This is a genomic window from Pseudonocardia sp. ICBG1293 (assembly GCF_020131355.1).
In the GTDB taxonomy this organism is placed as follows: Bacteria; Actinomycetota; Actinomycetes; order Mycobacteriales; family Pseudonocardiaceae; genus Pseudonocardia.
The window spans coordinates 179,224-203,454 of record NZ_JAHLEL010000008.1 but is presented as its reverse complement, the minus strand read 5'-3'; the positions used below and the strand labels follow the sequence as shown (position 1 = coordinate 203,454).

The 24,231-nt window shown below is 72.0% G+C and carries 23 protein-coding genes and 2 pseudogenes; 16 read left to right on the top strand and 9 right to left on the bottom strand.

The features are described from left to right. The first annotated feature begins 30 nt into the window (after positions 1-30). From grpE to KPF47_RS05835, 3 genes are all read left to right on the top strand, one after another. The gene (gene grpE / locus KPF47_RS05845) at positions 31-720 is read left to right on the top strand and encodes a nucleotide exchange factor GrpE (RefSeq protein ID WP_224387508.1); all 690 of its coding nucleotides are present in this window, start codon (positions 31-33) and stop codon (positions 718-720) included. 88 nt (positions 721-808) lie between these two features. Continuing rightward, complete coding sequence (gene dnaJ / locus KPF47_RS05840; protein WP_224387507.1) at positions 809-2,035, top strand: molecular chaperone DnaJ; 1,227 nt, start codon at positions 809-811, stop codon at positions 2,033-2,035. 5 nt (positions 2,036-2,040) lie between these two features. Then, positions 2,041-2,496: a heat shock protein transcriptional repressor HspR gene (locus tag KPF47_RS05835; protein WP_308015332.1), complete on the top strand. Its 456-nt coding sequence runs from the start codon at positions 2,041-2,043 to the stop codon at positions 2,494-2,496. Between the two features lie 134 nt (positions 2,497-2,630). On the opposite strand, the gene KPF47_RS05830 is transcribed toward KPF47_RS05835, so the two are convergent. Continuing rightward, positions 2,631-3,932: an MFS transporter gene (locus tag KPF47_RS05830; protein ID WP_224387506.1), complete on the bottom strand. Its 1,302-nt coding sequence runs from the start codon at positions 3,930-3,932 to the stop codon at positions 2,631-2,633. Positions 3,933-4,087: 155 nt separating this feature from the next. On the opposite strand from KPF47_RS05830, the gene KPF47_RS05825 reads away from it, so the two are divergent. The 4 genes from KPF47_RS05825 (at position 4,088) to KPF47_RS05810 (ending at position 8,303) form a co-directional block, all read left to right on the top strand. Beyond that, positions 4,088-5,644 carry an ABC transporter substrate-binding protein gene (locus KPF47_RS05825; RefSeq protein ID WP_224387505.1) on the top strand — a complete coding sequence of 519 codons (1,557 nt, stop codon included), beginning with the start codon at positions 4,088-4,090 and terminating at the stop codon, positions 5,642-5,644. Beyond that, positions 5,641-6,582, top strand: a complete 942-nt coding sequence (locus tag KPF47_RS05820) for an ABC transporter permease (protein ID WP_224387504.1) — start codon at positions 5,641-5,643, stop codon at positions 6,580-6,582. Before KPF47_RS05825 ends, KPF47_RS05820 begins: the two co-directional genes overlap by 4 nt. After that, a complete protein-coding gene (locus KPF47_RS05815; RefSeq protein WP_224387503.1) occupies positions 6,579-7,436 on the top strand; it encodes an ABC transporter permease in 858 nt (285 codons plus the stop codon). Before KPF47_RS05820 ends, KPF47_RS05815 begins: the two co-directional genes overlap by 4 nt. Before the next feature lie 63 nt (positions 7,437-7,499). After that, positions 7,500-8,303 carry a TauD/TfdA family dioxygenase gene (locus tag KPF47_RS05810; protein ID WP_224387502.1) on the top strand — a complete coding sequence of 268 codons (804 nt, stop codon included), beginning with the start codon at positions 7,500-7,502 and terminating at the stop codon, positions 8,301-8,303. 69 nt (positions 8,304-8,372) lie between these two features. Here the strand turns inward: KPF47_RS05810 and KPF47_RS05805 are convergent, their stop codons facing one another. Then, the gene (locus tag KPF47_RS05805; RefSeq protein ID WP_224387501.1) at positions 8,373-9,545 is read right to left on the bottom strand and encodes a globin domain-containing protein; all 1,173 of its coding nucleotides are present in this window, start codon (positions 9,543-9,545) and stop codon (positions 8,373-8,375) included. Between the two features lie 315 nt (positions 9,546-9,860). Between KPF47_RS05805 and KPF47_RS05800 the strand changes: the two genes are divergently transcribed. From KPF47_RS05800 to KPF47_RS05770, 7 genes are all read left to right on the top strand, one after another. Continuing rightward, entirely contained in the window at positions 9,861-10,694 is an 834-nt protein-coding gene (locus tag KPF47_RS05800) for a pyridoxamine 5'-phosphate oxidase family protein (RefSeq protein ID WP_224387500.1), read from the top strand. Between the two features lie 250 nt (positions 10,695-10,944). After that, positions 10,945-13,578 carry an ATP-dependent chaperone ClpB gene (clpB, locus tag KPF47_RS05795; protein ID WP_224387499.1) on the top strand — a complete coding sequence of 878 codons (2,634 nt, stop codon included), beginning with the start codon at positions 10,945-10,947 and terminating at the stop codon, positions 13,576-13,578. A gap of 50 nt (positions 13,579-13,628) precedes the next feature. Then, positions 13,629-13,961: a YbaB/EbfC family nucleoid-associated protein gene (locus tag KPF47_RS05790; RefSeq protein ID WP_224387498.1), complete on the top strand. Its 333-nt coding sequence runs from the start codon at positions 13,629-13,631 to the stop codon at positions 13,959-13,961. Continuing rightward, the gene (locus KPF47_RS05785; protein WP_224387497.1) at positions 13,958-14,296 is read left to right on the top strand and encodes a type VII secretion target; all 339 of its coding nucleotides are present in this window, start codon (positions 13,958-13,960) and stop codon (positions 14,294-14,296) included. Before KPF47_RS05790 ends, KPF47_RS05785 begins: the two co-directional genes overlap by 4 nt. Next, positions 14,293-15,066 (top strand): WXG100 family type VII secretion target, encoded by a 774-nt coding sequence (locus KPF47_RS05780; RefSeq protein ID WP_224387496.1) that lies wholly within the window; start codon positions 14,293-14,295, stop codon positions 15,064-15,066. The genes KPF47_RS05785 and KPF47_RS05780 overlap by 4 nt, the downstream gene beginning before the upstream one ends. 173 nt (positions 15,067-15,239) lie before the next feature. Then, complete coding sequence (locus KPF47_RS05775; protein ID WP_224387495.1) at positions 15,240-15,887, top strand: hypothetical protein; 648 nt, start codon at positions 15,240-15,242, stop codon at positions 15,885-15,887. 126 nt (positions 15,888-16,013) lie between these two features. Beyond that, positions 16,014-16,607 (top strand): plasmid pRiA4b ORF-3 family protein, encoded by a 594-nt coding sequence (locus tag KPF47_RS05770; protein WP_224386178.1) that lies wholly within the window; start codon positions 16,014-16,016, stop codon positions 16,605-16,607. 31 nt (positions 16,608-16,638) lie between these two features. Here KPF47_RS05770 and KPF47_RS05765 read toward each other — a convergent pair whose 3' ends face one another. Next, positions 16,639-17,478: an IS5 family transposase gene (locus KPF47_RS05765; protein WP_224387494.1), complete on the bottom strand. Its 840-nt coding sequence runs from the start codon at positions 17,476-17,478 to the stop codon at positions 16,639-16,641. Between the two features lie 91 nt (positions 17,479-17,569). Next, positions 17,570-18,133 (bottom strand): annotated as a pseudogene (locus KPF47_RS05760) (transposase); the annotation flags it as partial. A gap of 94 nt (positions 18,134-18,227) precedes the next feature. On the opposite strand from KPF47_RS05760, the gene KPF47_RS05755 reads away from it, so the two are divergent. Further along, the gene (locus KPF47_RS05755; protein ID WP_374108799.1) at positions 18,228-19,733 is read left to right on the top strand and encodes an IS1634 family transposase; all 1,506 of its coding nucleotides are present in this window, start codon (positions 18,228-18,230) and stop codon (positions 19,731-19,733) included. Next, a complete protein-coding gene (locus tag KPF47_RS05750) occupies positions 19,687-19,845 on the top strand; it encodes a hypothetical protein (RefSeq protein ID WP_224387492.1) in 159 nt (52 codons plus the stop codon). The genes KPF47_RS05755 and KPF47_RS05750 overlap by 47 nt, the downstream gene beginning before the upstream one ends. A gap of 204 nt (positions 19,846-20,049) precedes the next feature. Here the strand turns inward: KPF47_RS05750 and KPF47_RS05745 are convergent, their stop codons facing one another. The 5 genes and pseudogenes from KPF47_RS05745 to KPF47_RS05725 all read right to left on the bottom strand — a co-directional run bounded on the left by KPF47_RS05745 (position 20,050) and on the right by KPF47_RS05725 (position 24,189). Further along, the gene (locus tag KPF47_RS05745) at positions 20,050-21,186 is read right to left on the bottom strand and encodes a tyrosine-type recombinase/integrase (protein ID WP_224387491.1); all 1,137 of its coding nucleotides are present in this window, start codon (positions 21,184-21,186) and stop codon (positions 20,050-20,052) included. Then, positions 21,186-21,401 (bottom strand): helix-turn-helix domain-containing protein, encoded by a 216-nt coding sequence (locus KPF47_RS05740; protein WP_224387490.1) that lies wholly within the window; start codon positions 21,399-21,401, stop codon positions 21,186-21,188. The genes KPF47_RS05745 and KPF47_RS05740 overlap by 1 nt, the downstream gene beginning before the upstream one ends. A 10-nt stretch (positions 21,402-21,411) precedes the next feature. After that, a complete protein-coding gene (locus KPF47_RS05735; protein WP_374108798.1) occupies positions 21,412-23,091 on the bottom strand; it encodes a replication initiator in 1,680 nt (559 codons plus the stop codon). Beyond that, positions 23,088-23,324, bottom strand: a pseudogene (locus KPF47_RS05730) (cell division protein FtsK); the annotation flags it as partial. The pseudogene KPF47_RS05730 and the gene KPF47_RS05735, both read right to left, overlap by 4 nt. A gap of 22 nt (positions 23,325-23,346) precedes the next feature. Next, the gene (locus tag KPF47_RS05725; RefSeq protein ID WP_224386276.1) at positions 23,347-24,189 is read right to left on the bottom strand and encodes an IS5 family transposase; all 843 of its coding nucleotides are present in this window, start codon (positions 24,187-24,189) and stop codon (positions 23,347-23,349) included. Positions 24,190-24,231 lie beyond the last annotated feature (42 nt).

Here is a 24,231-nt window from a genome sequence, read left to right as displayed (position 1 = left end):
GGCCATCCACGGGACGACAGGACGGTCGACATGGCAGACGAACAGAAGCAGGAGGAGCCGGTGACGTTCCGGGACCGCCGCAAGGTGGACCCGGAGACCGGCGAGGTCCGTCCCGACGCCGACACGACCGGGGCCGCCGACACGGCGGCCCCGGCCGGGGACGACGAGCAGGTCGCGGGCCCGGCCGACGGGGAGGACCCGGAGGTCGAGAAGCTGCGGGCCGAGGTCGCCGAGCGCACCGCGGACCTGCAGCGGGTCAGCGCCGAGTACGCCAACTACCGGCGTCGGGCCGACCGGGACCGCGAGCAGACCAAGGTGGACGCGAAGGTCTCCTTCGCGAGCGACCTGCTGGTCGTGCTCGACGACTTCGAGCGCGCCGCGCAGCACGGCGACCTCACGGGCCCGTTCAAGGCAGCGGCCGACAAGGTCACCGCGGTGCTGACGAAGATCGGCCTCGAGCCCTTCGGGGCCGAGGGCGAGGCCTTCGACCCGCAGCTCCACGAGGCCGTGCAGCACGAGCCGGCCGAGGGCTCCGGCCCGACGGTCACCGTGTTGTCGGCGGTGCTGCGCCGCGGCTACCGCATCTCCGACCGGGTCCTCCGGCCGGCGATGGTGACGGTGCAGGACCGCCCCGAGGCCGAGGTACCGGCCGAGGCACGGGCGGAGGCCGCCGAAGGCGGTGCGGACGCCGGCGACGGCGCGCCGCAGAACCCGGCCTGACCGGGCCGGGTAGGGACGTGACCGCGCGGTGCGGCGGGAGACCACGGGTCTCCCGCCGCACCGCGGGTGTGAACGGGAAGGGGGCGGAGTGACCCAGCGCGACTGGATCGAGAAGGACTACTACCGCGAGCTGGGCGTCTCCTCGACGGCGTCCCAGGACGAGATCAAGAAGGCGTACCGCAAGCTCGCCCGCGAGCTGCACCCGGACGCGAACCCCGGCGACGAGAAGGCCGAGGCCCGCTTCAAGTCGGTCTCCGAGGCCTACGGCGTCCTGGGTGACGAGTCCAAGCGCAAGGAGTACGACGAGACCCGCGCGATGTTCGCGGGTGGCGGCGGCTTCGGCGGGTTCGGCGGCGGCGGGGGCTTCCCCGGCGGTGCACGCCCCGGGGGCGCGGGCCAGGGCGGCTTCGACATCAACGACCTGTTCGGCCAGGCCGGTCGCTCGGGCGGTGCCGGGGGCGGCGACTTCAGCGACATCCTCGGCGACATCTTCGGCCGTACCGCGCGCAACAACGCGGGCGGCGCGGGCGGGTTCGGCACGGCCGGAGCCCGCCGCGGCCAGGACGTCGAGAGCAGTCTGACGATCTCCTTCGACGACGCCGTGCGCGGCGCGACGGTGCCGATCAAGCTGTCCTCGCCCGGGCGGTGCGAGCGCTGCGGCGGCACCGGGTCCCGGCCCGGCAGCACCCCGCGCACCTGCCCGACCTGTTCCGGTCAGGGCCTGGTGAACCGCAGCCAGGGCGCGTTCTCGTTCTCCGAGCCGTGCCGCGACTGCCGCGGGACCGGCCGCATCATCGACGACCCGTGCCCCGAGTGCCACGGCGACGGCGTGTCCACCCGGACCCGGTCGCTGTCCATCCGGGTGCCCGCGGGCGTCGACGACGGACAGAAGATCCGGCTCGCCGGACAGGGTGAGCCCGGGCGTGGTGGCGCCCCGGCCGGGGACCTGTACGTGACCGTCAGCGTGACCCCGCACCGGATCTTCGGTCGGTCGTCGAAGAACGCCGACGATCTCACCCTCACCGTGCCGGTGACCTTCCCCGAGCTGGTCCTGGGTGCGACCCTGACGGTGCCCACGCTCGACAGCACCGTCTCGCTGCGGATCCCGCCGGGGACCGCCAGCGGCCGGACGTTCCGGGTGGCGGGTCGCGGGGTCGAACGCAGGAACGGGAAGAAGGGCAATCTGCTGGTCACCGTCGAGGTGGCGGTCCCGCAGAAGCTGGACGAGGCGGCGACGAGCGCGCTGGAGGGCTACGCCGAGGCGACGTCGTCGTTCGACCCCCGGGCCGATCTGCTCGGTAGCACCAGGAGGTGATGGCGGTGGCCGGACGACGCACCCCCCGGGACGGGGAGGAACCGCTGACCGTCGACGTGGCACACGACAGTCCGGTGTTCGTCATCTCGGTGGCGGCACAGCTGTCCGGCCTGCACGCCCAGACCCTGCGCAGCTACGACCGGATCGGCCTGGTCAGCCCGGGCCGGTCCGCGGGCGGTGGCCGCCGCTACTCCCAGCGCGACATCGCCCTGCTGCGCGAGGTGCAACGGCTCTCCCAGGAGGAGGGCGTCAACCTCGCGGGCGTCAAGCGGATCATCGAGCTGGAGCAGATGGTCGACGAGCTCTCGGCACGCCTCGACGAGGTCACCGCCGAGCTCGATGCCGTCCGGGCCGCCGCCGCGCAGGCCACGGCCGCGGTGCACCGCTCCTACCGGCGCGACCTCGTGCCGGTGGACCGCCGCCAGGCCGTCGTGCGGTGGCGTCCGGCCGACGACGGCTGAGTCTCACGCGCGGCGGCTGAGTCCCACGCGGCCCCCGCTGCGCGCTGTCGCAGCCCGGAGGGCGCCGCTGCAGCCCCTACGACGGGTGCCCGGGGTGCGACGGCTCCCCGGGGCCGCCCCGGGGAGCCGTGGGCTCAGGCCGCGGTCAGGACCCCGCGGCGGGCCAGCAGCCCGAGTACCACGGCGCCCAGCAGCGGGACCGCGGCCAGCACCGCGAAGGGCAGCACCGGCGGGAAGGCCGGGTCCAGCAGCGCGCCGACGCCGGTCGAGCCGACGAGCACCATCAGCCCGCCGAACGAGGCCAGCACCCCGAAGTGGGCGCCCAGCCTGCGCTCCCCGGCCAGCCGCGGCACCAGGTCCTGCGCGACGGGCACGGCGAACATCTCGCCGAAGGTCAGCAGCACGACCATCGACACCGCGGGGGCCAGGGCCCACCAGCCCGGCGGGTCCGGCAGCAGCCGCGCCACCGCGACCACGGTGAACGACGCGGCCATCAGACCGAACCCGAGCACCACCGAGCGGCCCGCACCGATCCGTCGGCCCCACGTCGTCACCCGCATCTGCAGGGTGATGACCAGCACCGACATCAGCACGAACAGGAAGCCGAGTGCCGCCGTGCGGCCGATGCGCTCCAGCTCGTCGGGAAGGGCCAGGTACAGCTGGTTGTAGGACAGCAGCCAGCCCGAGTAGCCGGCCGCGAACAGCATGAAACGACGGTTGCCCAGCACCTCACCCCAGCCCGCGAGCATCGGCCGACCGGCCTGCTCGGCCTCCCGCCACGGCAGCCAGCGCCAGTGCGCCAGCCCCACCAGCACGAATCCGACGGCGGCGACCAGGCAGGCGAGCTGGAAGTCGACCAGCATGAGCGCGGTGCCGACCAGCGGCCCGGTGACCGTCCCGACCTGTCCGGCGACGGCGAACATCGCGAACACCTCGGTCCGCGGCGGGCCCTCCCCGGCGCGTTCCCGCTCCCCGGCCTCGCGCGCGAGCGACGACTCGACGGCCGGCGAGAACAGGGCGGCCGCGAACCCGGTCAGGAGCGCCCCGCCGATGACCGCGGGCAGCGTGCCGGCGGCCCCGAGGAGGATGAATCCGGTCACGCGCAGCGCGCACCCGACGAGGACGACCGGCTTCGCACCGAACCGATCGGTCAGGGTCCCGCCGATCACGAACAGCCCCTGCTGGCTGAACGTCCGCAGCCCCAGCACGAGCCCGACGGCTGCCGCGGCGAGCCCGAGATCCTCGGCCAGGTGCGTGGCCAGGTACGGCAGCACCATGTAGAAGCCCACGTTGAAGGCGAGTTGGGTGCTGATCAGCAGCTTCATCACCGAGGGGAGCGCGCGGAAGTCCGCCCAGCGGCCCGCGCGCAGCGGTGCCGTGGGCCGCGGATCCGACTCGGGATCGGCGGGGCGGCGGAGCAGGCTGCGGAGCACCACGAAGTGGTACCAGGTCGTCCAGGGCAGTCGCGACTCGATGGCAGTAACAACATATGCGCATGCATGAAGATGCTTGACCGTGTGTACAGGCTTACCGAAGATCTTCCGGGCGCCGGGTGACACACGGTCGAGGGCGCCGGAGAGGACAGGTCGCAATGCCCGCCGCGCGCGCCGTCGTAGCACCCCGTCGTTCCCGATCGTGGGTCGCCGCCGCCCTGGCGGTGAGCGCCGCGATCCTCACCGCCTGCGGTGGGTCCGGCGGTGGGACCGGCCAGGTCGTGCCGGACGGCCGGCTCACCATCGCGATGGCCTTCGGACCGTCGGCCGGCTACGGGGTGGACACCGACGACGCGTTCGTGGTCTCCCAGCTGGGTGTGACCGAGTCCCTGGTGGCATCCGGGGCGGACGGCCGGCCGCGCCCCGCCCTGGCCACCGCGTGGGCCCAGCAGGCCGACCCGCGGACCTGGCGGTTCGAGCTGCGCCCCGGGGTGACCTTCCAGAACGGCGAGCCGCTCACCGGGCAGGCCGCTGCGACCGCCCTGAACTGGGTGGCCGGCGTCGCCGCGCCGCCGCGGCCGGTGCGGGGGATCGGGCTGCAGGCCGCCGCGGACGGTGCGGGCGCCGTGCGGGTCACGACGACGAATCCCGACCCGATCCTGCCGCTGCGCCTGTCCAGTGCGAACACCGCGATCCTGGCCCCGTCGGCGTACCGGGCCACCCCGCCGTCGGTACAGGAGACCGGCACCGGCCCGATGACGATCACCGGGGTGAACGGCACCCAGTCGGTCACCCTGGCCCGCAACGACCGCTACTGGGGCGAGCGCCCGTTGCTCGCCGGGGTGACGGCGAACTTCGTGCCGGACCCGGCCGCCCGGGCCCTGGCCCTGCGGGCCGGCGACGCCGACATCGCGCAGGAGCTCCCCGAGGCCAGCGCGCTGGAGTTCACCGGCGACGAGTACGTGAACCAGACCGTCGCCGCGCCGCGGACCGCGTCGTTGATCCTCAACCAGTCCCGTGCCCCGTTCGCCGACATCCGGGTGCGTCAGGCCGTCGCGGCCGCCGTGGACCGCACCGCCCTCGGTGAGCAGGCCCTCGCCGGGTCGGCGGTCCCGGCCTCCGAGCTGTTCGGCCCGGCCGTGGCGTGGGGCTCCCAGGACGCCCCGCCGCCCGCCGACCCGGCGCGTGCCCGGCAGCTGCTCGCCGAGGCGGGCCGCGGCCCGGACGACCCGCTGCGCATCGAGCTGGGTGCCTACGGTGCCCGCCCCGAGCTCCCGACGCTGGCCACCGCCGTCCAGGAGATGCTCCGCGGCGTCGGCATCGAGGCGGACGTGCGGATCGGTGACTACGACGCCCGCGAGCCGCAGCTGCTCGCCGGTGACTTCGACATGTACCTGCTCTCGCGCAGCTACCTGCTCGACGTGCCGGACGCCGGCGCCACGTTGACCAGCGACTACACCTGCCAGGGCTCCTACAACCTGAACCACTACTGCTCGCCGCAGTTCGACGCCCTGCTCGCCCCGCTGGGCACCGAGACCGACCCGGCGGCGCGGCAGAAGGTGTTCACCGACGCGGCGGCCCGGCTGAACGCCGACGTCGTCGGGGTACCGCTGGTGCACACCAACGCCGGGGGCGTCGGCCACCGCGTCACCGGGTACACCGTCGACCCGCTGGCGAAGTCGCTCGTCGTCCCCGGGCTGGCGACCACGGAGTGACCGCACTCGTCGCGCGCAGGCTGCTGGCACTGCCGCTGGTCGCCGTGGCCGCGGCCGTGCTGGTGTTCCTGCTCCCGCGGCTGTCCGGCCAGGACACCGCGCTCGCGATCCTGCGCAGCCGGACCGGGGAGTCCGATCCGGACCCCGTCGTGCTGGACGCACTGCGGGAGCAGTACGGCCTCGACGGCTCCTGGTGGGACCAGTTCACCGGCTGGGCGGGCGCGCTGCTCCGCGGCGACCTCGGGATCTCCTGGACCAGCCGGACCCCGGTGTCGGGGCTGCTCTGGCCGGCGCTCGGGGTGTCGCTGACCCTCACCGTCGCCGCGCTGGTGCTCGCGGCGCTGGTCGGCATACCCCTGGGGGTGCGCGCCGCGCGCCGCCCCGGCGGCCGGCTCGACCGGGTGCTGACGACCGGTTCGGTGCTGGGGGTCGCGGTCCCCGAGTTCGTCCTCGGGACGGCGCTGGTGCTGGCCTTCGCCGTCACCGTGCCGGTCCTGCCCGCCACCGGCTGGGGCCGGGTGGACCAGGCGGTGCTGCCGGTGCTCACCCTCGCGGCGTTCCCGGCCGCGCTCGCGGCCCAGCTCGTGCGCGCCGAGACGGTCGACGCCCTGCCCCGCCCGCACGTCACCGTCGCCCGGTCCAAGGGGATCAGCGACACCCGTGTGCTGTGGCGGCACGGCGGCCGCCTGGCCCTCACCTCGGTGACCTCGCTGTCCGGGCTGTTCCTCGGAGGGCTGCTCGGCGGCTCGGTGGTGGTCGAGGTGCTGTTCGCGATCCCCGGCCTGGGCCGCCTGCTCTACGACGCCGTGCTCGGCCAGGACCTCCCGGTCGTGCAGGCCGGGCTGCTGGCGATCGTCCTGGTCGCCGCCGTCGCCGGGATCCTCGCCGAGCTGCTCGCGCTCGCGCTGGACCCGGTCGCCCGGAGCGCCGTCCGGTGACCGCGTCCGTCCTGGCCCGCCCGGCGGGCGTCCCCGCGCGCGGGGCCCGGCGCGCCGCGCTGCTGCAGGTGGGGGCGTTGACCCTGCTCGGGCTGCTGGTCGTGGTCGCCCTGCTGCCGCTCGACCCGGTCGCCAACGACCTGTCCCACCGCTTCGCCGGACCGTCGGCCGCGCACCCGCTCGGCACCGACCAGCTGGGCCGGGACGTGCTCGCCCGGCTCGCCGTCGGGGCCCGGCTCTCGGTCGGGTTCACCCTGGTCGCGCTGGCGCTGTGCGCAGGGATCGGGACGGTCCTCGGCGTGCTCGCCGCCTGGTGCGGGCGCGCGCTCGGGCAGCTGTTCCAGCGCACGATCGACGTCCTCGTCGCGATCCCGGCCGTGCTCATCGGGCTCGTCGTGGTCGCCGCCTCCGGCGGGGCCCCCGGCGTGTGGTCGCTGCTCGTCGCGATCGTCATCGCGGGCTGGACGCCGTTCGCCCGGCTCACCTACCAGCTCGTGGTCCGCGAACGCGCCCGCGAGTACGTCGAGGGAGCCGTCGCCGTCGGCGCCGGCCCGCTGCGGATCGCCTTCCGGCACGTCCTGCCAAACCTCGCCCGGCCTCTGCTGTCGCACCTGTGCCTGCGGTTCGCGAACGTCCTGCTCACCGTGGCGGGGCTGTCGTTCCTCGGGCTCGGCCCGCAGCCACCCACCCCGGAGTGGGGGGCGATGCTCGCCGACGGGCGGCAGTTCCTGTTCAACGCCCCGCAGCTCGTCCTGCTGCCGGCGCTGGCCGTCGTCGGGACGGCGCTGCTCGTCACCTCGCTGGGCCGCGGGCTGGAACGCCGGTGGACGACCGGTCCGACCGGACAGTTCTGACATCGCTTCGTTCGTGCCAGACTGCTGCGAGTACGGACGAACGGCAGGAGGTACGTCGTGGCGATGACCGGAACCGACGGACGGCGCAGGGGCGAGGCGCGACCGGAGCTCAAGAGCCTGGTGGACGAGACCGGGGTCGTGCCCCGCGCGGCGGCGCTCGGCGAGGCCCGGGAGGTGCTGGCCCGCGACGGCGTCGTCCGGATCCCCGGCGCGGGCCCCGACCCGGAGGCGATGGTCGTCGCCGCGGCCACCCTGCTCGGCGGGCGGCTGCGCGAGCTGTTCGGCATCCGGCCACAGGGCGGGACCGACTCGCCGGTCCTCGGCCTGCACAACGACGGCGCGTTCCTCGAGGCCGACGTGCACGGGCGCACCGTACGGCTGCGCGACCCCGACGAGGACTTCCTGTTCATGCACTGCACGTCCCCGGCGCCGTCCGGGGGCGACTCGGTGCTCGTCGACGGCTACGCGCTGGCCGACCGGCTCGCGACCGAGCACCCGTCGCTGCACGGGTTCCTGACCGGCTGCGACGTGGACTTCTTCGGCAGCCGGACGAACCCGCCGCGCGGTGTGCCGTCGACCCCGCTGCTGCGCCGCATGGTCGAGCACACCCGTGGTGGCCGGCGTGCCGTCCGGGCGAGCGACTACGCACTGCCGGTCCCCCGTGAGCCGTACTGGGACAGCCACCTCGCCCACATCGAGGACTACGCCGACCTGCTCGCCACCGCGTTCGACGCGGCGCCGCGGTTCCGGCTGGAGAGCGGGGACCTGCTGGTCCTCGACAACTACCGCTTCCTGCACGGGCGCGACGCGTTCACCGGCCGCCGTGAGCTGCACGTGCTGTCGGTGCGCACCACCGAGGCGTTCTGACCGCGCCCCGCAACGACGGCGGCCGCCCTCCCGGTGCGGGAGGACGGCCGCCGTGGCGTGCGGGCCCGCTCAGTCCATCGTGAACGGGTCGTAGGTGATGCGGTCGAGCGGCGTACCCGCGACCAGCATCCGCGACACCGTGGAGCGGATCATCGACGGCGACCCGCAGACCAGGACGTCGTGGTCGCTCCACGCGCCGAACCGGGTGACGACGTCGGCGAGGGTGCCGGTCTCGGCTCCGGAGGGCTCGTCCTCGTACTCCACGACCGGGATCACGTCGAGCCACGGGTAGTTGTAGGACAGCTTGCGCAGCGAGGTGAAGTCGTACAGGTCGTCCCAGGTGCGACCGCCGACGAACACCTGGGTGCGGGGCGGCTGGGGGCGCCTGCCCACCTCGTCGAGCAGTGCCTTCATCGGGGCGACGCCGGTCCCGCCCGCCACCATCAGCAGCTCCCGCCGGGTGTTCTGCGGGACGGCCATGCGGCCCATCGGCGAGCCGATCCGCCAGGTCTCGCCGACCCGGCTGTGCGCGACGATCGCGCGGCTGACCCAGCCGCCCTCGACCGCGCGGACGTGGAACTGGATCGTCCCGTCGCGGCGCGGGGCGTTCGCCGGGGACAGGTAGCGCCACAGACGCGGGCGGTGCGGTGTCTCCACCGAGACGTACTGCCCGGCCTGGTAGGGCACCGGCTGGTCGGTGGCGACGGTGACGACGGCCAGGTCCCAGCCGATCCGGCGGTGCTCGACGACCCGGCCCAGCCAGGAGGCCGGACCGCGTTCGGCCGCGGCGGCCTGCTGCATCGCGTCGGAGACGATGCCGTAGGCGCCCACCCAGGCCTTCTCTATCTCCGGGGCCCAGTTGTCGCCCGCGAACGTGGCGATCGCCGAGAGCAGCGCGGTGCCGACCGCGTCGTAGTGCTGGGACAGCACGCCGAACTTGCGGTGGTCGCGGCCCAGCTGCTGCAGGAACGGGACCAGGTCGTCGGGCTGGTCGACCATCTGCACCACGTGCACGAGGGCGCGCAGCAGCCGACTGCGCTGCACCTCCATGTTCACGGGGAACAGGTCGCGCGTCTCGGGCGCCGCGCTGAACAGCGTGGCGTAGAAGTGCTTGCCGATCTCCTCGGCTTCCGGCTCGACGAGGGCGAAGCTGGTCCGGATGAGCTCGACGGTGCGGGCCGCCTCCGAGGCGGGGCGTCGCGGCGGGGCGACGTCGCCGGCGATCAGCTGGTCAGCAGTCATGCCTGGCGGACACTCTCCTCGGTCGTGCTCCGTGCCGCGGTGACACCGGGCGTCGACGCCCGTGTTCCGCCGGTTAGGGTACGCGAACGACTCCATCCGCCGGAACGGCGTACGCCGACCGACTCACCAGGGTGTGGTGAGCGGGCACGCATGGTCACTCATCATCCGTTCGGGGACGGCAGTCACTCGTCATGGCGTGGGTGGCGCCGTGGTCAGGATAGCGCCCATCGCGCGGAATGCCGACGTGGCGTGTCCCCCGGCCGGTCGGAGCGATGATCGTTTGGTCCTGGCCGCGCCGGATGGCACGGTTGTCGCGTGCCGTTGCGAACCCCCGCCGTCGTCCTCCCCGGACGGGACCGTCCGGCCGGGTCGCCGGTCCCCGTCCCCGAGGCCCCGGAGCGCGACACGTCCGCCGCCGGCGCGGTCGGTGTCCCGGAGGTGGTCGGTGGCGCGGAGGTGACGCACCGGCCCGGCTCGGCCGGTGAGCACGCGCTGCAGGCCGAGGTGGGCAGCACCGACCGGGCCGACCGGTTCTACGACGACCAGCTCCGCGACCGGCTGCTGCCCCGGATGATCGAGTTCGTCGGGCGGATGGAGATGGCGTTCGTCGCGACGTCCGACGCGCACGGCGAGTGCGACAGCTCGCTGCGGGCGGGCCCGCCCGGGTTCCTGCACGTCCTGGACCCGTACACGCTGGCCTACCCCGAGTACCGCGGCAACGGGGTGTACGCCAGCCTCGGCAACCTGGTGGAGAACCCGCACGTCGGGATCCTGATGGTGGACTTCACCGAGTCGCTGATCGGGCTGCACGTCAACGGCCGTGCACGGGTCATGGACGACGACGCCTTCCGGGCCGCCTATCCCGGCGGGGCCCGCGACCACGCCGCGGGTCGCCGCGCCGAGCGCTGGGTGGTCGTCGACGTCGAGGAGGCCTACATCCACTGCCGCAAGCACATCCCGCGGATGGAGCGGGTGACTCAGCGGCGTGCCTGGGGCACCGACGACCCGGCCCGCAAGGGTGGCGACTTCTTCGGCGCCCGGGGGACCGAGCCGCAGGTGCCGCGGCCCGCCCGCCGCCGGTTCCCGAGCACGACCCATCTCGGCGCGGGGGCCTCGCGGACGCTGCGGCGCCGCCCGTCCGGCCGCTGAGCCCGACCGCGGGCACCCCTCGGGCCGCGCCGCCCCCACCACCCGCCCCACTCCTCGGCCCGTCCGGAACCCTCCGGGCGGGCCGCGGTCGTTCCCGGGAAAACTTCCGTGTTGAGCGGAATGGACTCAACTTTTCTGCGGTTGATCCTGTCGAGAGGCGCGTCGACCGGGCAGACTGTGGAGCAGCGGCCCGGGGTGCCGCCCCCACCACGGACCCACTACCTCAGAAGGACCGGGAGGAACGCGGAGCATGGACTCCTTCAACCCCACCACCCGTACCCAGCAGGCCATCTCCGCAGCCGTCCAGGCCGCGACGCTGGCCGGGAACCCCGACGTCGGGCCGACCCACCTGCTCGGTGCCCTGCTGGCCCAGGGCGACGGCATCGCCGCGCCGCTGCTGGCCGCCGTCGGCGCGGACGCGTCCGCCGTCCGATCCGAGCTGACCGCACTGGGCAACCGGCTGCCGTCGGCGGCGGGATCGTCGGTGAGCGCGCCGCAGCTGTCCCGGGACGCGCTGGCCGCCATCACCGCGGCGCAGCAGCTCGCCACCGAGATGGGTGACGAGTACGTCTCCACAGAGCACCTGCTCGTCGGCCTCGCACGCTCCGGCGGCCCGGTCGCCCAGCTGCTGGCGCGCCACGGCGCCACGCCGGACGCGCTGCGCGAGGCGTTCGGCAGGGTCCGCGGCTCGGCCCGGGTGACCAGCCCGGACCCGGAGGGCAGCTACCAGGCACTGGAGAAGTACGGCCAGGACCTCACCGCCCGCGCCCGCGAGGGCGAGCTCGACCCGGTCATCGGCCGGGACACCGAGATCCGCCGCGTCGTGCAGGTGCTGTCGCGGCGCACCAAGAACAACCCGGTGCTGATCGGCGAGCCGGGTGTCGGCAAGACCGCGATCGTCGAGGGCCTGGCCCAGCGGATCGTGGCCGGTGACGTGCCCGAGTCGCTGCGCGGCAAGCGGGTCGTCTCCCTCGACCTGGGGTCGATGGTGGCCGGCGCGAAGTACCGCGGCGAGTTCGAGGAGCGGCTCAAGGCCGTCCTGAAGGAGATCACCGACTCCGCGGGCGAGGTCGTCACCTTCATCGACGAGCTGCACACGATCGTCGGCGCCGGAGCGTCCGGTGAGGGCGCGATGGACGCCGGAAACATGATCAAGCCGATGCTCGCCCGCGGTGAGCTGCGGATGGTCGGCGCCACCACACTGGACGAGTACCGCCAGCACATCGAGAAGGACCCGGCCCTGGAGCGCCGCTTCCAGCAGGTGCTGGTCGGCGAGCCGTCCGTCGAGGACACCGTCGGCATCCTGCGCGGGCTCAAGGAGCGCTACGAGGTGCACCACGGCGTCCGCATCACCGACGCCGCGCTGGTCGCCGCGGCCGCGCTGTCCGACCGCTACATCACCGCCCGGTTCCTCCCGGACAAGGCGATCGACCTCGTCGACGAGGCCGCCTCCCGGCTCCGGATGGAGATCGACTCGCGTCCGGTGGAGATCGACACCGTGGAGCGGGCCGTCCGCCGCCTGGAGATCGAGGAGATGGCGCTGGACAAGGAGGTCGACGCGGCGTCGAGGGACCGCCTCGTCGCCCTGCGCGCCGAGCTGGCCGAGAAGCGTGAGGAGCTGGCCGCGCTGACCGCGCGCTGGCAGAACGAGAAGAGCGCCATCGACGTCACCCGTGAGCTCAAGGAGCAGCTGGAGCAGCTGCGCGGCGAGTCCGAGCGGGCCGAGCGCGACGGCGACCTGGGCCGGGCCGCGGAGCTGCGCTACGGGCGCATCCCGCAGCTGGAGAAGGAGCTCGCCGCCGCCACCGAGACGGTCGAGCGGGCCGACGACGTGATGCTGAAGGAGGAGGTCGGGCCCGACGACGTCGCCGACGTCGTCAGCTCCTGGACCGGCGTGCCCGCCGGCCGGATGCTGGAGGGCGAGACCGCCAAGCTCTTGCGCATGGAGGACGAGCTGGGCCACCGGGTGGTCGGCCAGGCCGAGGCCGTGCGCGTCGTGTCCGACGCGGTGCGCCGCGCCCGTGCGGGCGTCGCGGACGAGAACCGGCCCACCGGGTCGTTCCTGTTCCTGGGGCCCACCGGCGTCGGCAAGACCGAGCTGGCCAAGGCACTGGCCGAGTTCCTGTTCGACGACGAGCGGGCGATGATCCGCATCGACATGAGCGAGTACTCCGAGAAGCACTCGGTGGCCCGGCTCGTCGGTGCCCCTCCCGGCTACGTCGGCTACGACCAGGGCGGTCAGCTCACCGAGGCGGTGCGGCGGCGGCCCTACAGCGTCGTGCTGCTCGACGAGGTCGAGAAGGCGCACCCGGACGTGTTCGACACGCTCCTGCAGGTGCTCGACGACGGCCGGCTCACCGACGGTCAGGGCCGCACGGTGGACTTCCGCAGCACGATCCTGGTGCTGACGTCCAACCTGGGCAGCCAGGCGATCGCCGACCCGTCGCTGGACGAGAAGGGGCGCACGGACGCCGTCATGTCGGTCGTCCGGTCGCACTTCAAGCCGGAGTTCCTCAACCGGCTCGACGACGTCGTGGTGTTCCACGCGCTGTCGACCGAGGAGCTGACCCACATCGTCGACATCCAGGTCGGGGTGCTGGGGCGCCGGCTGGCCAGGCGGCGGCTGTCGCTGGAGGTCTCCGACGCGGCCCGCGAGTGGCTCGCCATGAACGGGTTCGACCCGGTCTACGGTGCGCGACCGCTGCGCCGGCTGGTGCAGTCCGCGATCGGCGACCAGCTCGCCCGCGAGCTGTTGTCCGGCGGTGTCCGCGAGGGCGACACGGTCCGGGTCGACCTGGACCCGTCGGCCGACGGCGGCACCGGCGGCCTGGTCGTCGGCAAGGCGGTGGGCGCCGACGCCGCGGCGGTCGCGATCGCGAACTGATCCACCGGTTCGCCCACGGGCCCCGGCGGTGCGCGCCATGGTCTCCGGCCATGGAGCCCTTCACCGCCGAGCAGCCGACCGCAGGGCGGACCTGGCTGGACGAGTACCGCACCCGCATCGAGACGATCCGGGTCCGGGCCGAGCAGGCCCGGGACCGGGTCGCGACGGTGACCGCGACCGCACGCACCCGCGACGGTGCGGTCGTGGTCACCGTCGACCCGTCCGGCAGCCTGTCCGACCTGCAGTTCGGCGTGCGTGCCGAGGAGATGCCGCGGGCCCGGCTCGCCGAGACGGTCCTGCGGCTGAGCCGGGAGGCCGCGGCCGATGCGGCCGCGCAGGTGGAGCGGATCATGGCGCCGCTCACGGCGGAGGGCGGGCGGTGACCTCCGCGGGCTTCCGCGTCGTCCCCGACACGGTCTCGGCCGGTGCCGGCGTCCTCGACGACGCGGGCTCCGCCGTCGCCGGGATGCGCCCCTCCGCGGCCGAGCTCGACAGCGGCGCCTACGGCGTCGTCGGGGCGTTCTTCGCCGCCGACGCCACCGCGGCGATGCGGGCCGGTGTCGAGGCGCTCGACGCGCTCTCCGGGAGCCTGCACGAGCTGGCGGCCGCCGCCCGGGACGCCGCCGCGGCCTATCTCGACACCGAGCTCCGGACGACCGCGACCTTTCTCGACGTCGACCCCGCTCCCGCCCCGGCCCCGGTCGGTGGCCCGCGGTGACGGCGCCGGTGGAGGTCGAGGGGCCGGGCCCCCTCGACGGGGCGGGCGTGTTCTCCTCGATCGAGGACGTCGGGAAGGCGGCCGGGGAACAGGACGGCGTCGGCGTCGCCGCCACCGTGGCCGGGCTCGACGCGCTCGGCATGGTCGCCGACCCGTTGCAGGAGCTCGGGACGGCCGGGGTCGGATGGGCGATCGAGCACTTCGCCTTCCTGCGCGAGCCCCTCGACCGGCTCTGTGGTGACGCCCGCCAGATCGAGGCCCGGGCGCAGGACTGGCACCAGATCTCCCGCGAGCTGGCCACCCTCCTGCCGGAGATCGAGACCGTCCTGGCGGCCCCGGACGCCTGGACCGGGACCGCAGGGGACGCGTTCCACGGGGCAGCCGGTACCCGGGTCGAGGCCGCGCGACGACTGTCCGAGACCGCCCACGGCGTCGCCGACGTCGTGCTGACCTCGGCGTCCGTCGTCGGCACCGAGCGGGCGATCGTGCGTGACCTCATCGCCGAGTTCGTCGTGTGGCTGGTCCCGAAGCTGCTCGCGTGGGCCGCGGGTGCGGCCGTCACCGCCGGCTCGCCGCTCCGGTCGGCATCGCGGTCCTCGTCCTCGACGCCGTCGACCTCTCCCGCACCGTCGTGCGCCGGGTCGACGAGGTCGTCGCTCTGCTGGAGAAGGCGAGCGCGGTCGCACGCAGGCTGGAGGACACCATGCGGACCGGTCTGCTGCCCGGCATGGCGACGCCGGCGACGCGGGAGGTCGTCGAGGAGACGGTGACCCGGGGGCAGGACATCGTGCTGGAGCACGGCAAGAACGACGCGGCCCGCCGGGCCACGGCGGCGGAGTGGGACGGACAGTCCCCCGGCTGAGCTCCCCGACCGGGCCGAACGTGCACGTCCGTGCCGTGGCGTTACCACTGCACGGGGGCTGCCGGGACTACGCTGCCCGGCATGTCGGTCTGGTTCGTCATCGCCCTCGTCGCGATCGTCGTCGGCGTCGGTCTGCTGCTGTTCGACCGGTTCCGCGGGGGCGCGACCCGGGACCGCCGCCGCTGGGCGTCGATGCGGGAGTGGGAGTACCTCGAGTCCGATCCCGTGCTGCCCAGCCGCTGGCGCTACGGGACGATCCACCAGGGCGGTCCCGGCGTGGCCCGCAACCTGGTCTCGGGCGACGTCCCGACGCCGGACGGCCCGCGCAAGGCCTACGCCTTCGACCACGAGCAGGCCGGCCGGATCAGCTCGGTGCTGTGCGCGGTGCAGGTGCACGAGTCGCTGCCCGCCGCCGTCGAGCTGCGCCTGCCGTCGGCGCCGCTGCCCGACGACGCCGGCCTGGACCTGCTCGAGCCGGTCGGGGAGCGCTACGCCTTCGTCAGCGACGCCGACGCCGTCCGCCCGCTGCTGACCCCGCGGGTCGCCGACGCCAGCGACGCGGTCGGCGAGGACGTCGAGCTGCTGTGGGCCGAGGACGCCTGGGTGCTGGCCGCGGCGCCGGTCGGGATCTCCGCCGATCGGATGCAGGACCTGCTCGCCGACCTGGCCGAGGTCGCCACCGCTCTGGAGGAGGGGCTGCACGCCCGTCGTCCCGCGGTCGAGTCCTGATCTGCCGACATCTACGCAGCGTTGATCTACCGCAACGCGATGTGACCACCCGAACGCGTTAAGACGTCGTTTCAGAAGTGGTGGGCCCGGTTCTGCCGGTGACGGCGGGGCTGGCAGCATCGGCTGATGGTCGCGCCTCGTGTGTCTGAGAAGACGAAGATTTTCGAGTTGGAGATCGTCCTGACCGAGGTGGTGCCGGCGGTCCGGCGTCGGGTGCAGGTGCCGGGCGAGGTCGACTTGGCGGTGTTACACGAGGTGGTGCAGTCAGTGATGGGCTGGACGAACTCTCATCTGCACGAGTTCGAGATCGTCGGGCGCCGCTACGGGATCCCAGACCCGGACTGGCCCGGACAGGATGTCGCCGACGAGACGAAAGAGAAGCTGTTTCGGCTGGTCAAGGCTGGTGACCGGTTCGGTTACGTCTACGACTTCGGTGACAACTGGGCCCACGAGATCACCGTCGAGGCGGTCGCGGCCGTCGAGCCGGGAGTGTGCTATCCGCGATGCGTCGCCGGGCAGGGGGCGTGCCCGCCCGAGGACGTCGGCGGGATCGGGGGGTATGAGGACTTCCAGGCCGTGCTCGCCGACCCTGACCATCCCGACCGCGCCGAGCGCCTGGAGTGGGCGGGCGGGCCGTTCGACCCGCACCGCTTCGACCCTGACGAGGCCGACCGGGCCTTGGAGTGGCTGGCCTGGCGGCCGCTGGCCCCGACCTCGTAGGCGAGTGCCTCAGCGAGGGCTGGGTCGACCATCACTTCGGCTTCGGCTTGGTGAGGCGGCGGTGGCAGATCAGGGCGCAGGCCAGCGATAACAGCGCGGTGATCGTGGATTCGGCGCGGTCGTAGCGCAGCGCGAGGCGGCGGAAGTCCAGCAGCCAGGACATGGTGCGCTCGACGACCCAGCGGACCCGCCCGAGCCGGGTGGAGTCCTCGATCCCGCGCCGGGCGATCCGCACCCCGATCCCACGCCCACTCAGGTAGCGGCGGCAGCGGGGATAGTCGTAGCCCTTGTCGGCGTGCACCTTGTCCGGCCGACGTCGCGGACGCCCCGGCTGTCCCGCCCGTTCGCGGACGCCGGGGTTGGTGTCCAGCAGCGGGGCGAGCATCCGACTGTCGTGGGCGTTCGCCCCGGTGACCAGCGCATGCAGCGGGAGCCCGCCTCGGTCGCAGAGCACGTGGTACTTGCTGCCCGCCTTCCCGCGATCGGTCGGCGAGGGCCCGGTGGCCTCGCCGCGGCGCTTGGCCCGCACGCTCACGCTGTCCACCGCCGCCCGCGACCAGTCCAGCAGGCCCTGCTGGGCGAGGCGGTCGAGCATCACCCGGTGCAGCTGGGCCCAGACCCCGGCCTGCTGCCACTGCCGTAGCCGCCGCCAGCAGGTCACTCCGGACCCACAGCCGAGCTCGGCGGGCAGCGCGTTCCAGCTGATCCCGGTCTTGAGCACGAACACGATCCCGGCCAGAGCGGCCCGATCCGGCACCCGCGGACGGCCTGTCCGTCCCCGCTTGTGCTTGCGCGGCTTGGGCAGCAGCGGCTCCACCAGCGCCCACAGCTCGTCGCTCACCAATCGCTCGACACAAGATCGCCGCGCCACGACCGGACATGATCAGCTACCAGCGCCGATCCACACAGGACCGACACGCCGACTTCTGAAACGACCTCTAAGAGCGTCCGGCGATTGATGGTTATTGGAGTCGACGGGTCGTGGGTCGGGTTGTCCAGCGGTAGCGGCTGCGGGCACGGTTGATCAGCCGGCGGATCACGGTGAGCGCGGCGGCGAGGTTGAGGTAGAACTCGACGATGATCTTCCGGCGATCGGTGAACCGGCGCAGCTTGCCGTAGCCGTTCATCCAGGAGTGCGTGCGCTCGATGGGCCACCGTCGTCCTGCCTGGATCGGAGCTGGGACCCCCGTGGTCGCGATCTCGCCGGTGAAGCCCAGGGTGTGCAGCAGAGTACGGGTCTTGCCGGAGTCATAGCCGCGGTCCAGGTGCACGGTCGGGAACAGATCACCACCGTGGGCGTCGCGGTGGCGGGGCAGCGGGCCGATCATCGTCACGATGCCGGTCAAGGTCGGTTCCAGCAGGGGCGAGTCATGGTCGTTGGCTCGCGCCGCGACCAGGTGCAGCGGGATGCCCTGGTCATCGCAGGCCACGGACCGTTTCGTGCCCTGCTTGCCGCGGCCGACAGGGCTGCGGCCGGCCACCTCGCCTCCGCCTGGTGCCTTGGTGATCGATCCGTCGACCGCCAGACCTGAGTTGCACAGGTAGTCGGGGGTTGTGAGGTGTCGTTGCTGGTCAGCGGGCTGTGGGGTCGGGATCTGGGGCACTAATCGGTAGTCTCGGGTGGTGTTCGTCCGGAAGGTGAAGACGGCGTCCGGGGCGACGGCGGTGCAGATCGTGGAGAAGCGCCACGGGGTCCGGCGGATCGTCGCCCACGTCGGTTCCGCTCATGATGACGCCGAGCTCGCAGTGCTGATCGCCTCAGCGCGGGATCGCATCCATGCAGGTCAGCAGGCCCTCGACCTCGACGCCCCTGCCACCGGGGGCGCGGCGGGCGCGGTCGTGACCGGGTCGGCGAGCGAGGTCCTGTGGAACGTCCTGTGCGATGCCTACCGCCGGTTGGGGTTCGACCAGCTCGCCGACGAGGTGTTCCGGGCGCTCGTGCTCGCCAGGATCGTGGAGCCCACCAGCACCTCTGCCGCGGTCGGGGTCCTCGATGAACTCGGGGTGGTCGCGCCGCATCGCAACACCTTCACCGCGGCGCTGCGCCGCTGCAGCGACAAGGACTACCGGGCCGTCCTGGCCGCCGCCTGCACCGTGGCCTCGCGGGTGGGGGCGGCGTCGCTGGTGCTCTATGACGTGACCACGCTGCATTTCGAGGTCGAGCACGAGGACACGCTGCGCAAGGTAGGGATGAGCAAGGAACGCCGGGTCGACCCGCAGATCCAGGTCGGGCTGCTCGTCGACCCGTCCGGGTTCCCGCTCGAGGTCCGCTGCTTCGAGGGCAACAAGGCCGAGACGACCACTCTGCTACCCGTTCTGGAGGACTTCCGCAAACGGCACGACGTGAAGGACATGGTGGTCGTCGCCGATGCCGGAATGCTGTCCGCGTCGAACCTGAACGCGTTGGAGGACAACGGGTTCTCCTTCATCGTGGGGTCGAGGATCAGCAAGGCGCCCTACGATCTGGCCGCGCACGTCGAGCGTCACGGCAACGCCTTCGACGACGGCCAGGTCCTGGAGTCGCGCCGCGACATGGGGACAGGGAAGGCGAAACGGAGCCGGCGGGTCGTCTACCAGTACCGCTTCGCCCGCCACAAACACGATGACCGGGCGATCAACGCCATGGTCGACCGCGCGGAGAAGGTCGCCGCCGGCACCCGGCCGTTGAAGAAGGACCGCTTCGTCCGCATCGCCTCCACCGGCACCGAGGTCGACTGGGGCCTGGTCGAACGCGCCCGCCAGCTCGCCGGGTTGAAGGGCTACGTCACCAACCTGGCCGAGTCCACCATGGACGGGCACAAGGTCGTGGCCGCCTACCACGACCTGTGGCAGGTCGAGGCCAGCTTCCGCATGGCCAAGTCCGACCTGCGAGCCCGACCGATCTTCCACCGCGAACGCGACGCCATCGAAGCCCACCTCACCGTCGTCTTCGCCGCCCTCGCGGTCTCCCGACACCTCCAGGACGCGGCAGGCGTGACCATCAAGAAGCTGGTCACAGCCCTGCGCCCACTACGAACCGTCCGAGTCGACGTCGGCGGTCACCCGATCACCGCCGCCCCGCAGATCACCAGCGGCGCGCGTGCCATTCTCGACCGGCTCCCCACCATCACCGCGCCGGGGCACTAAGAGGTCATTTCAGAACGAGGTCGACGTGTCTGTTGTAGACGACAAGCGGCTATCTGACCTGCCGTTTGATCTGTCGTCGAGGGGTCAATGGAAACTCGACAAGTCGTTCTGAAACGACCTCTAAACCTGTGCAACTCAGGCCTGACCAGGGCGGCAAGCGCGATCGTGGTCTTCCCAAGCTGAATACGCGGGTTCGATTCCCGTCATCCGCTCAGAACACGAAGGCCCAGCTCGTACGGTGTCCACACCGGAGCTGGGCCTTCGTCGTTTTAGGGATCATCGGTAACTGTAGCAACAGCCCAGCAATAAGCACAGGTCAACCATTGCGCCGGTGCTCGTCGACAAGGGCCGAGAGACGGTCCGCTATGAGCCGGTCGGCATCACTGGTCGCGCGCTGGTAGATGAGCGCTGCGCGCATGTCGTCGTGCCCCATCCGCGCCATCAAGTCCTTGGTCGACATCCCGGCCTTCGATGCCCAGATGTTTCCGGCATGCCGCAGGTCGTGGAAGTGGACACCGGGTATGCCGAGCGTGCGCATCAGCTCGGGCCACTTCACACGCTGACCCCACGCGCCACGATGAAGCGCCCGACCGCGTACCCCGGTGAACAGCAACGCATCGGGACCGATATCGACGAACTTGGCCAGATGGTCGACAAGATCGTTCTGAATCGCGGAGGGCACGGCGACCGTGCGAACCCCGGCGCGGGACTTGGGTGGGCCGAGAACGAGTCCTTTGCCTCGGACCTCGGAGTACGCGAACGCGATCCGGAGCATGCTGCCGTCGGGCGCGATGTCCTGACGACGCAGGGCCGAGGTCTCGCCCCAGCGCAGCGACGCGAACGCGGCCAAGAGGATCATTGCTCGCCACCGGCGGTTCGGCATGGCGTCCGCGATCGCGAAAACCTGGGCCACTGTCAGGACCGGCCGCTCGTCCCGATTCTCCCGATCGGCGCCACGGATGCGACACGGGTTCGCGGTGAGTAGTTTGTCCTCCTCCACAGCAGTGTTCAGCACTGCGCGCAGCAGCCGGTAGGCCTTCGCCGCACTGGTCTCGGACACGCCGCGCTTGGTGAGCAGGTCCAAACGCCATTGCCGAACAGCCGCGCTCGTCAGACCGGCGATCGGCACGGCTCCGATCTCTGGAGCGATGTAGCGCCGGAGCAACCACCGGTACAGCTCCACGGTGCGAGGTCGGAGCGCCGGACGCTGACTGATCCACTGTTCCGCGTAGTCCCCGAGCGGGACTCTCCCACATTCCGGGTTCGTCCAGTCGCCTGCAACGATCAGGGCTTCAACCTTGTTGAGCCAGCGGTCGGCATCGCGCTCTCGTTTGAACCGGTGAGGGGCAAAGTGACGGCGGCGGTCGGGGCCGAGGTAGCTGACCTGGTACTCACCGATCGGCGTCTTGCGGACACTACCGAAGCGGCGGCGACTCCCCTTCGTGTTCGGCATCAAGCAGCACCGCTCACGTCACGTCGCACTCCCTCGTATGTGATGGCTTCCACACGGCTCGCCTGGACGAACACCTCCAGATCAGCGACCGCGATCCGTACGTGCGTGCCCACCTTGTGAAAGGCGATCCGGCGGTCGGCGACGAGCCGACGCACGAAGCGAACCGAGGTGTTCAGATGCTCGGCCGCTTCCACGACCGTCAGGTAGGTAGTCATCGGCTTCCCCTCACGCTGCAAGATCATCAGTTGCCGAATGGCTGTCGGGTCGTGGTCCGTCAGTGGTGGCGAGTAGTGCGGCGTCGTAGTCGGCGCGCCATCGTTGGCGTTGGTGGATCGCATGTAACAGCAGGACGGGGCGGGGTGGGACATCGGCGTCACCGGGTTTGGTCGGTTCCCAGTCGAAGGGCCCGTCATCGACCGGATAGGCGGGGGTGATCCCGGCCTGGTCGAGGAGTTGCCGAACAAAAGCTGTCCGGTCCGCACGGTGATCACCGAGGGACTTGTTGGACCATTTGCGGGAGACCAGGACGCGGCGTCCGGCGATGCCGAGGTGTTCGGGCTTGTGTGCTTTGCCGGTGCAGTGCCCGGGGGTCATCTCCGGGCGGGCGCCCTTCGGTTGGATGCCGTAGAGCAGCCAGATCGGGCAGCGCGGCGAACACGGGGTCTGTGCCAACTCGGCGGCGAGGCGGCGGGCGTGCTCCCGCTGACGAGACGTCGCGGACTCGTCGAGTCCGGCGGCCTGACCGACACTTTTGGTCAAATATTTGGTGAGGTAGCCGATGTGGCGTCCGGCTTCTTCGGTGCCGCCGAGGATGCCCTTCACATGCACCTGCGGGCCGAAGACCACGGTGTGGGCGGGCGTGGTGAGCGTGTCGGGGTCGGTGGCCTCGTCCCAGGTGGGCAGGGGCTCGCGGGTGTCGGGGTCGACGAAGGCTTTCTGTCGGTGGTCCCAGCGGGGGAGCTTCTCCCCGGTGTAGACGATCTCGTTGTGGGTGGGCCACCAGACCTGGTGGTAGGTGGCGGCGGTGATCGCGCGCAGTTCGGTGCGGGGGATGGTGCCCCGGATCGCGGCGTGGAAGTGCGGGGCGCCGCGTTTCTGGGGTTCCACGGTGCCGAAGTACTGCACGTCCCAGCCGACACACCGGCGGGTGTTCTGCCAGAACCGGTCCAGCAGCCTCGGGAAGTGGATCGCATCCCGGGCGGCGCGGCGGTAGTCGTAGGTATCGGGGTCCAGAGCGGCGCCGTGGCCGTCGACACGGCCGTAGGTGTCCAGGGTCAAGGTGAGGAAGGTCGAGGGCCGGTACTTGCCGCCGAACACCCGTCCGATCGTGCGGTCGGCCACCGGGCGCCGGGGAAGATTCGGGGCGTCCTGACGACGACGGGTAGTACGGCGGACAGTCTGGGGTCGCGGGTCGAGCGGTGCCAACCGTCCCCGGACACCGAGGGCTCGTAGCTCGGTGTCGATGTCCTCGACGATCTCGCGGATCTCGGCGCACTCAGCATCATCACCGGCGGCGAGGGAATCGGTGTAGGCGACGTGGAAGTCCGCGCGGGCGGCCATCAACTCCTTCTGCGCGGTAGTGGGATCAGCAGGGGTGACGGCGGGTTCGGTAGACAGGTGCCAGCCTTCGCGGCACTGGGTCATCCGCAGCCGTCGGGCCTTCTCCGCGCACGGGCGGCACTGGTCTTCCCGCGTTGACCCACACGGCACCGGCACCACATCGACCCGACCACTGGACTGGTCGATCCGGCGCATCGCCAGCGGACGCACACACACCCCGTGGTCCTCAGCCAGTTGGACCGCGACGTCGTCGGACAGGGCCAGCATCGCCTTCTGGACGCGGCTGAGCGTGTCCTGGTCGATCGGCTCCCGCCCCGTCGCGCTGTCGGTGTCGGCGTTGGTCATGCTGCATCCCCGATCTCGCGGTGGTTGACGGTCGGGTCGGGCAGGGCCAGCACCGGCGCCACCCCGGTCCCCGACACGGTGCGGGTGACGAAGACCTCCAGGTCTTTCACCGCGCCGTCAGACACCCACCCGGCCCGGACACGCAGGGGTTCACGGATGCCGTCGCCGAACAGATAGCCGACCCCGGCCTCGTCTTCACCGATCCGGTTGGCCCACGCACCCCGCTCATAAGAGGTCGCGCGGATTGGTTGGTGATCATGGACGTCGTGCAGGTCGGGCGTTCCAGCGGTGTGTGGTCCAGGCCTGCCGAATCAAGCTACGGAGTGTGACGATCGTGTCGGCGAGGTCGAAGAACGCGTCGACGACGATTTCTCGTCGTTCGTAGCAGCGCTGCAGCCGGTTGAAGCTGTTGTGCCAAGCGTTGGTCCGCTCGACGTGCCAGCGGCGGGTGGCCTGGATCGGCGCTTTCTCACCCTTGTGCGCGATCTCGCCGTGCAGGCCTCGTTCGGCCAGCGTGTCGCGGGTCTTGCCGGAGTCATAGCCGGCGTCGAGGTGCACGGTGATGTCGTCGGGCAGCGGGCCGAGAGCATCGAGGCGGTCGAGGGTGGGGCCCAGTAGCGGGGAGTCGTGCCGGTTGGCTCCGGCCAGGACTCGGCCCAGCGGGATGCCGTATCCCTCGACGAGCACCGAACGTTTCATACCCTGTTTGCGCCGGTCCACCGGCGACGGACCGGCGACCTCGCCGCCGCCGGGGGCCTTGGTGATGGCGCCATCGACGGCGATGTCGTGCAGCAGCAGACCGACGATGCGGTCGTAGGCGTCCAGGACGATCCGACGCAGCTGGGCGAAGACCCCGAGCCTGATCCACTCGTCACGACGATCGCGGATGGTGGTCGCCGAGCAGGTGCTGTCAGCGATGCCCTCATACGAGCAGCCGAACCGCAGTACCTGCAGGAGCTTGTCGAACACGATCCGATCCGCGATCCGGCGGCGATGGCAGCCCAGCGGATGGGTGGGATCGAACTCGTCTCGATGAGGCAGCAGCGCGGTGAACTGGTCCCACAACGGCTCGGTCAGCCATGATGGCAGGGTGGGCACGCGGCCTCCAGACGATCACGAAGCGTAGATAACTTCATGATC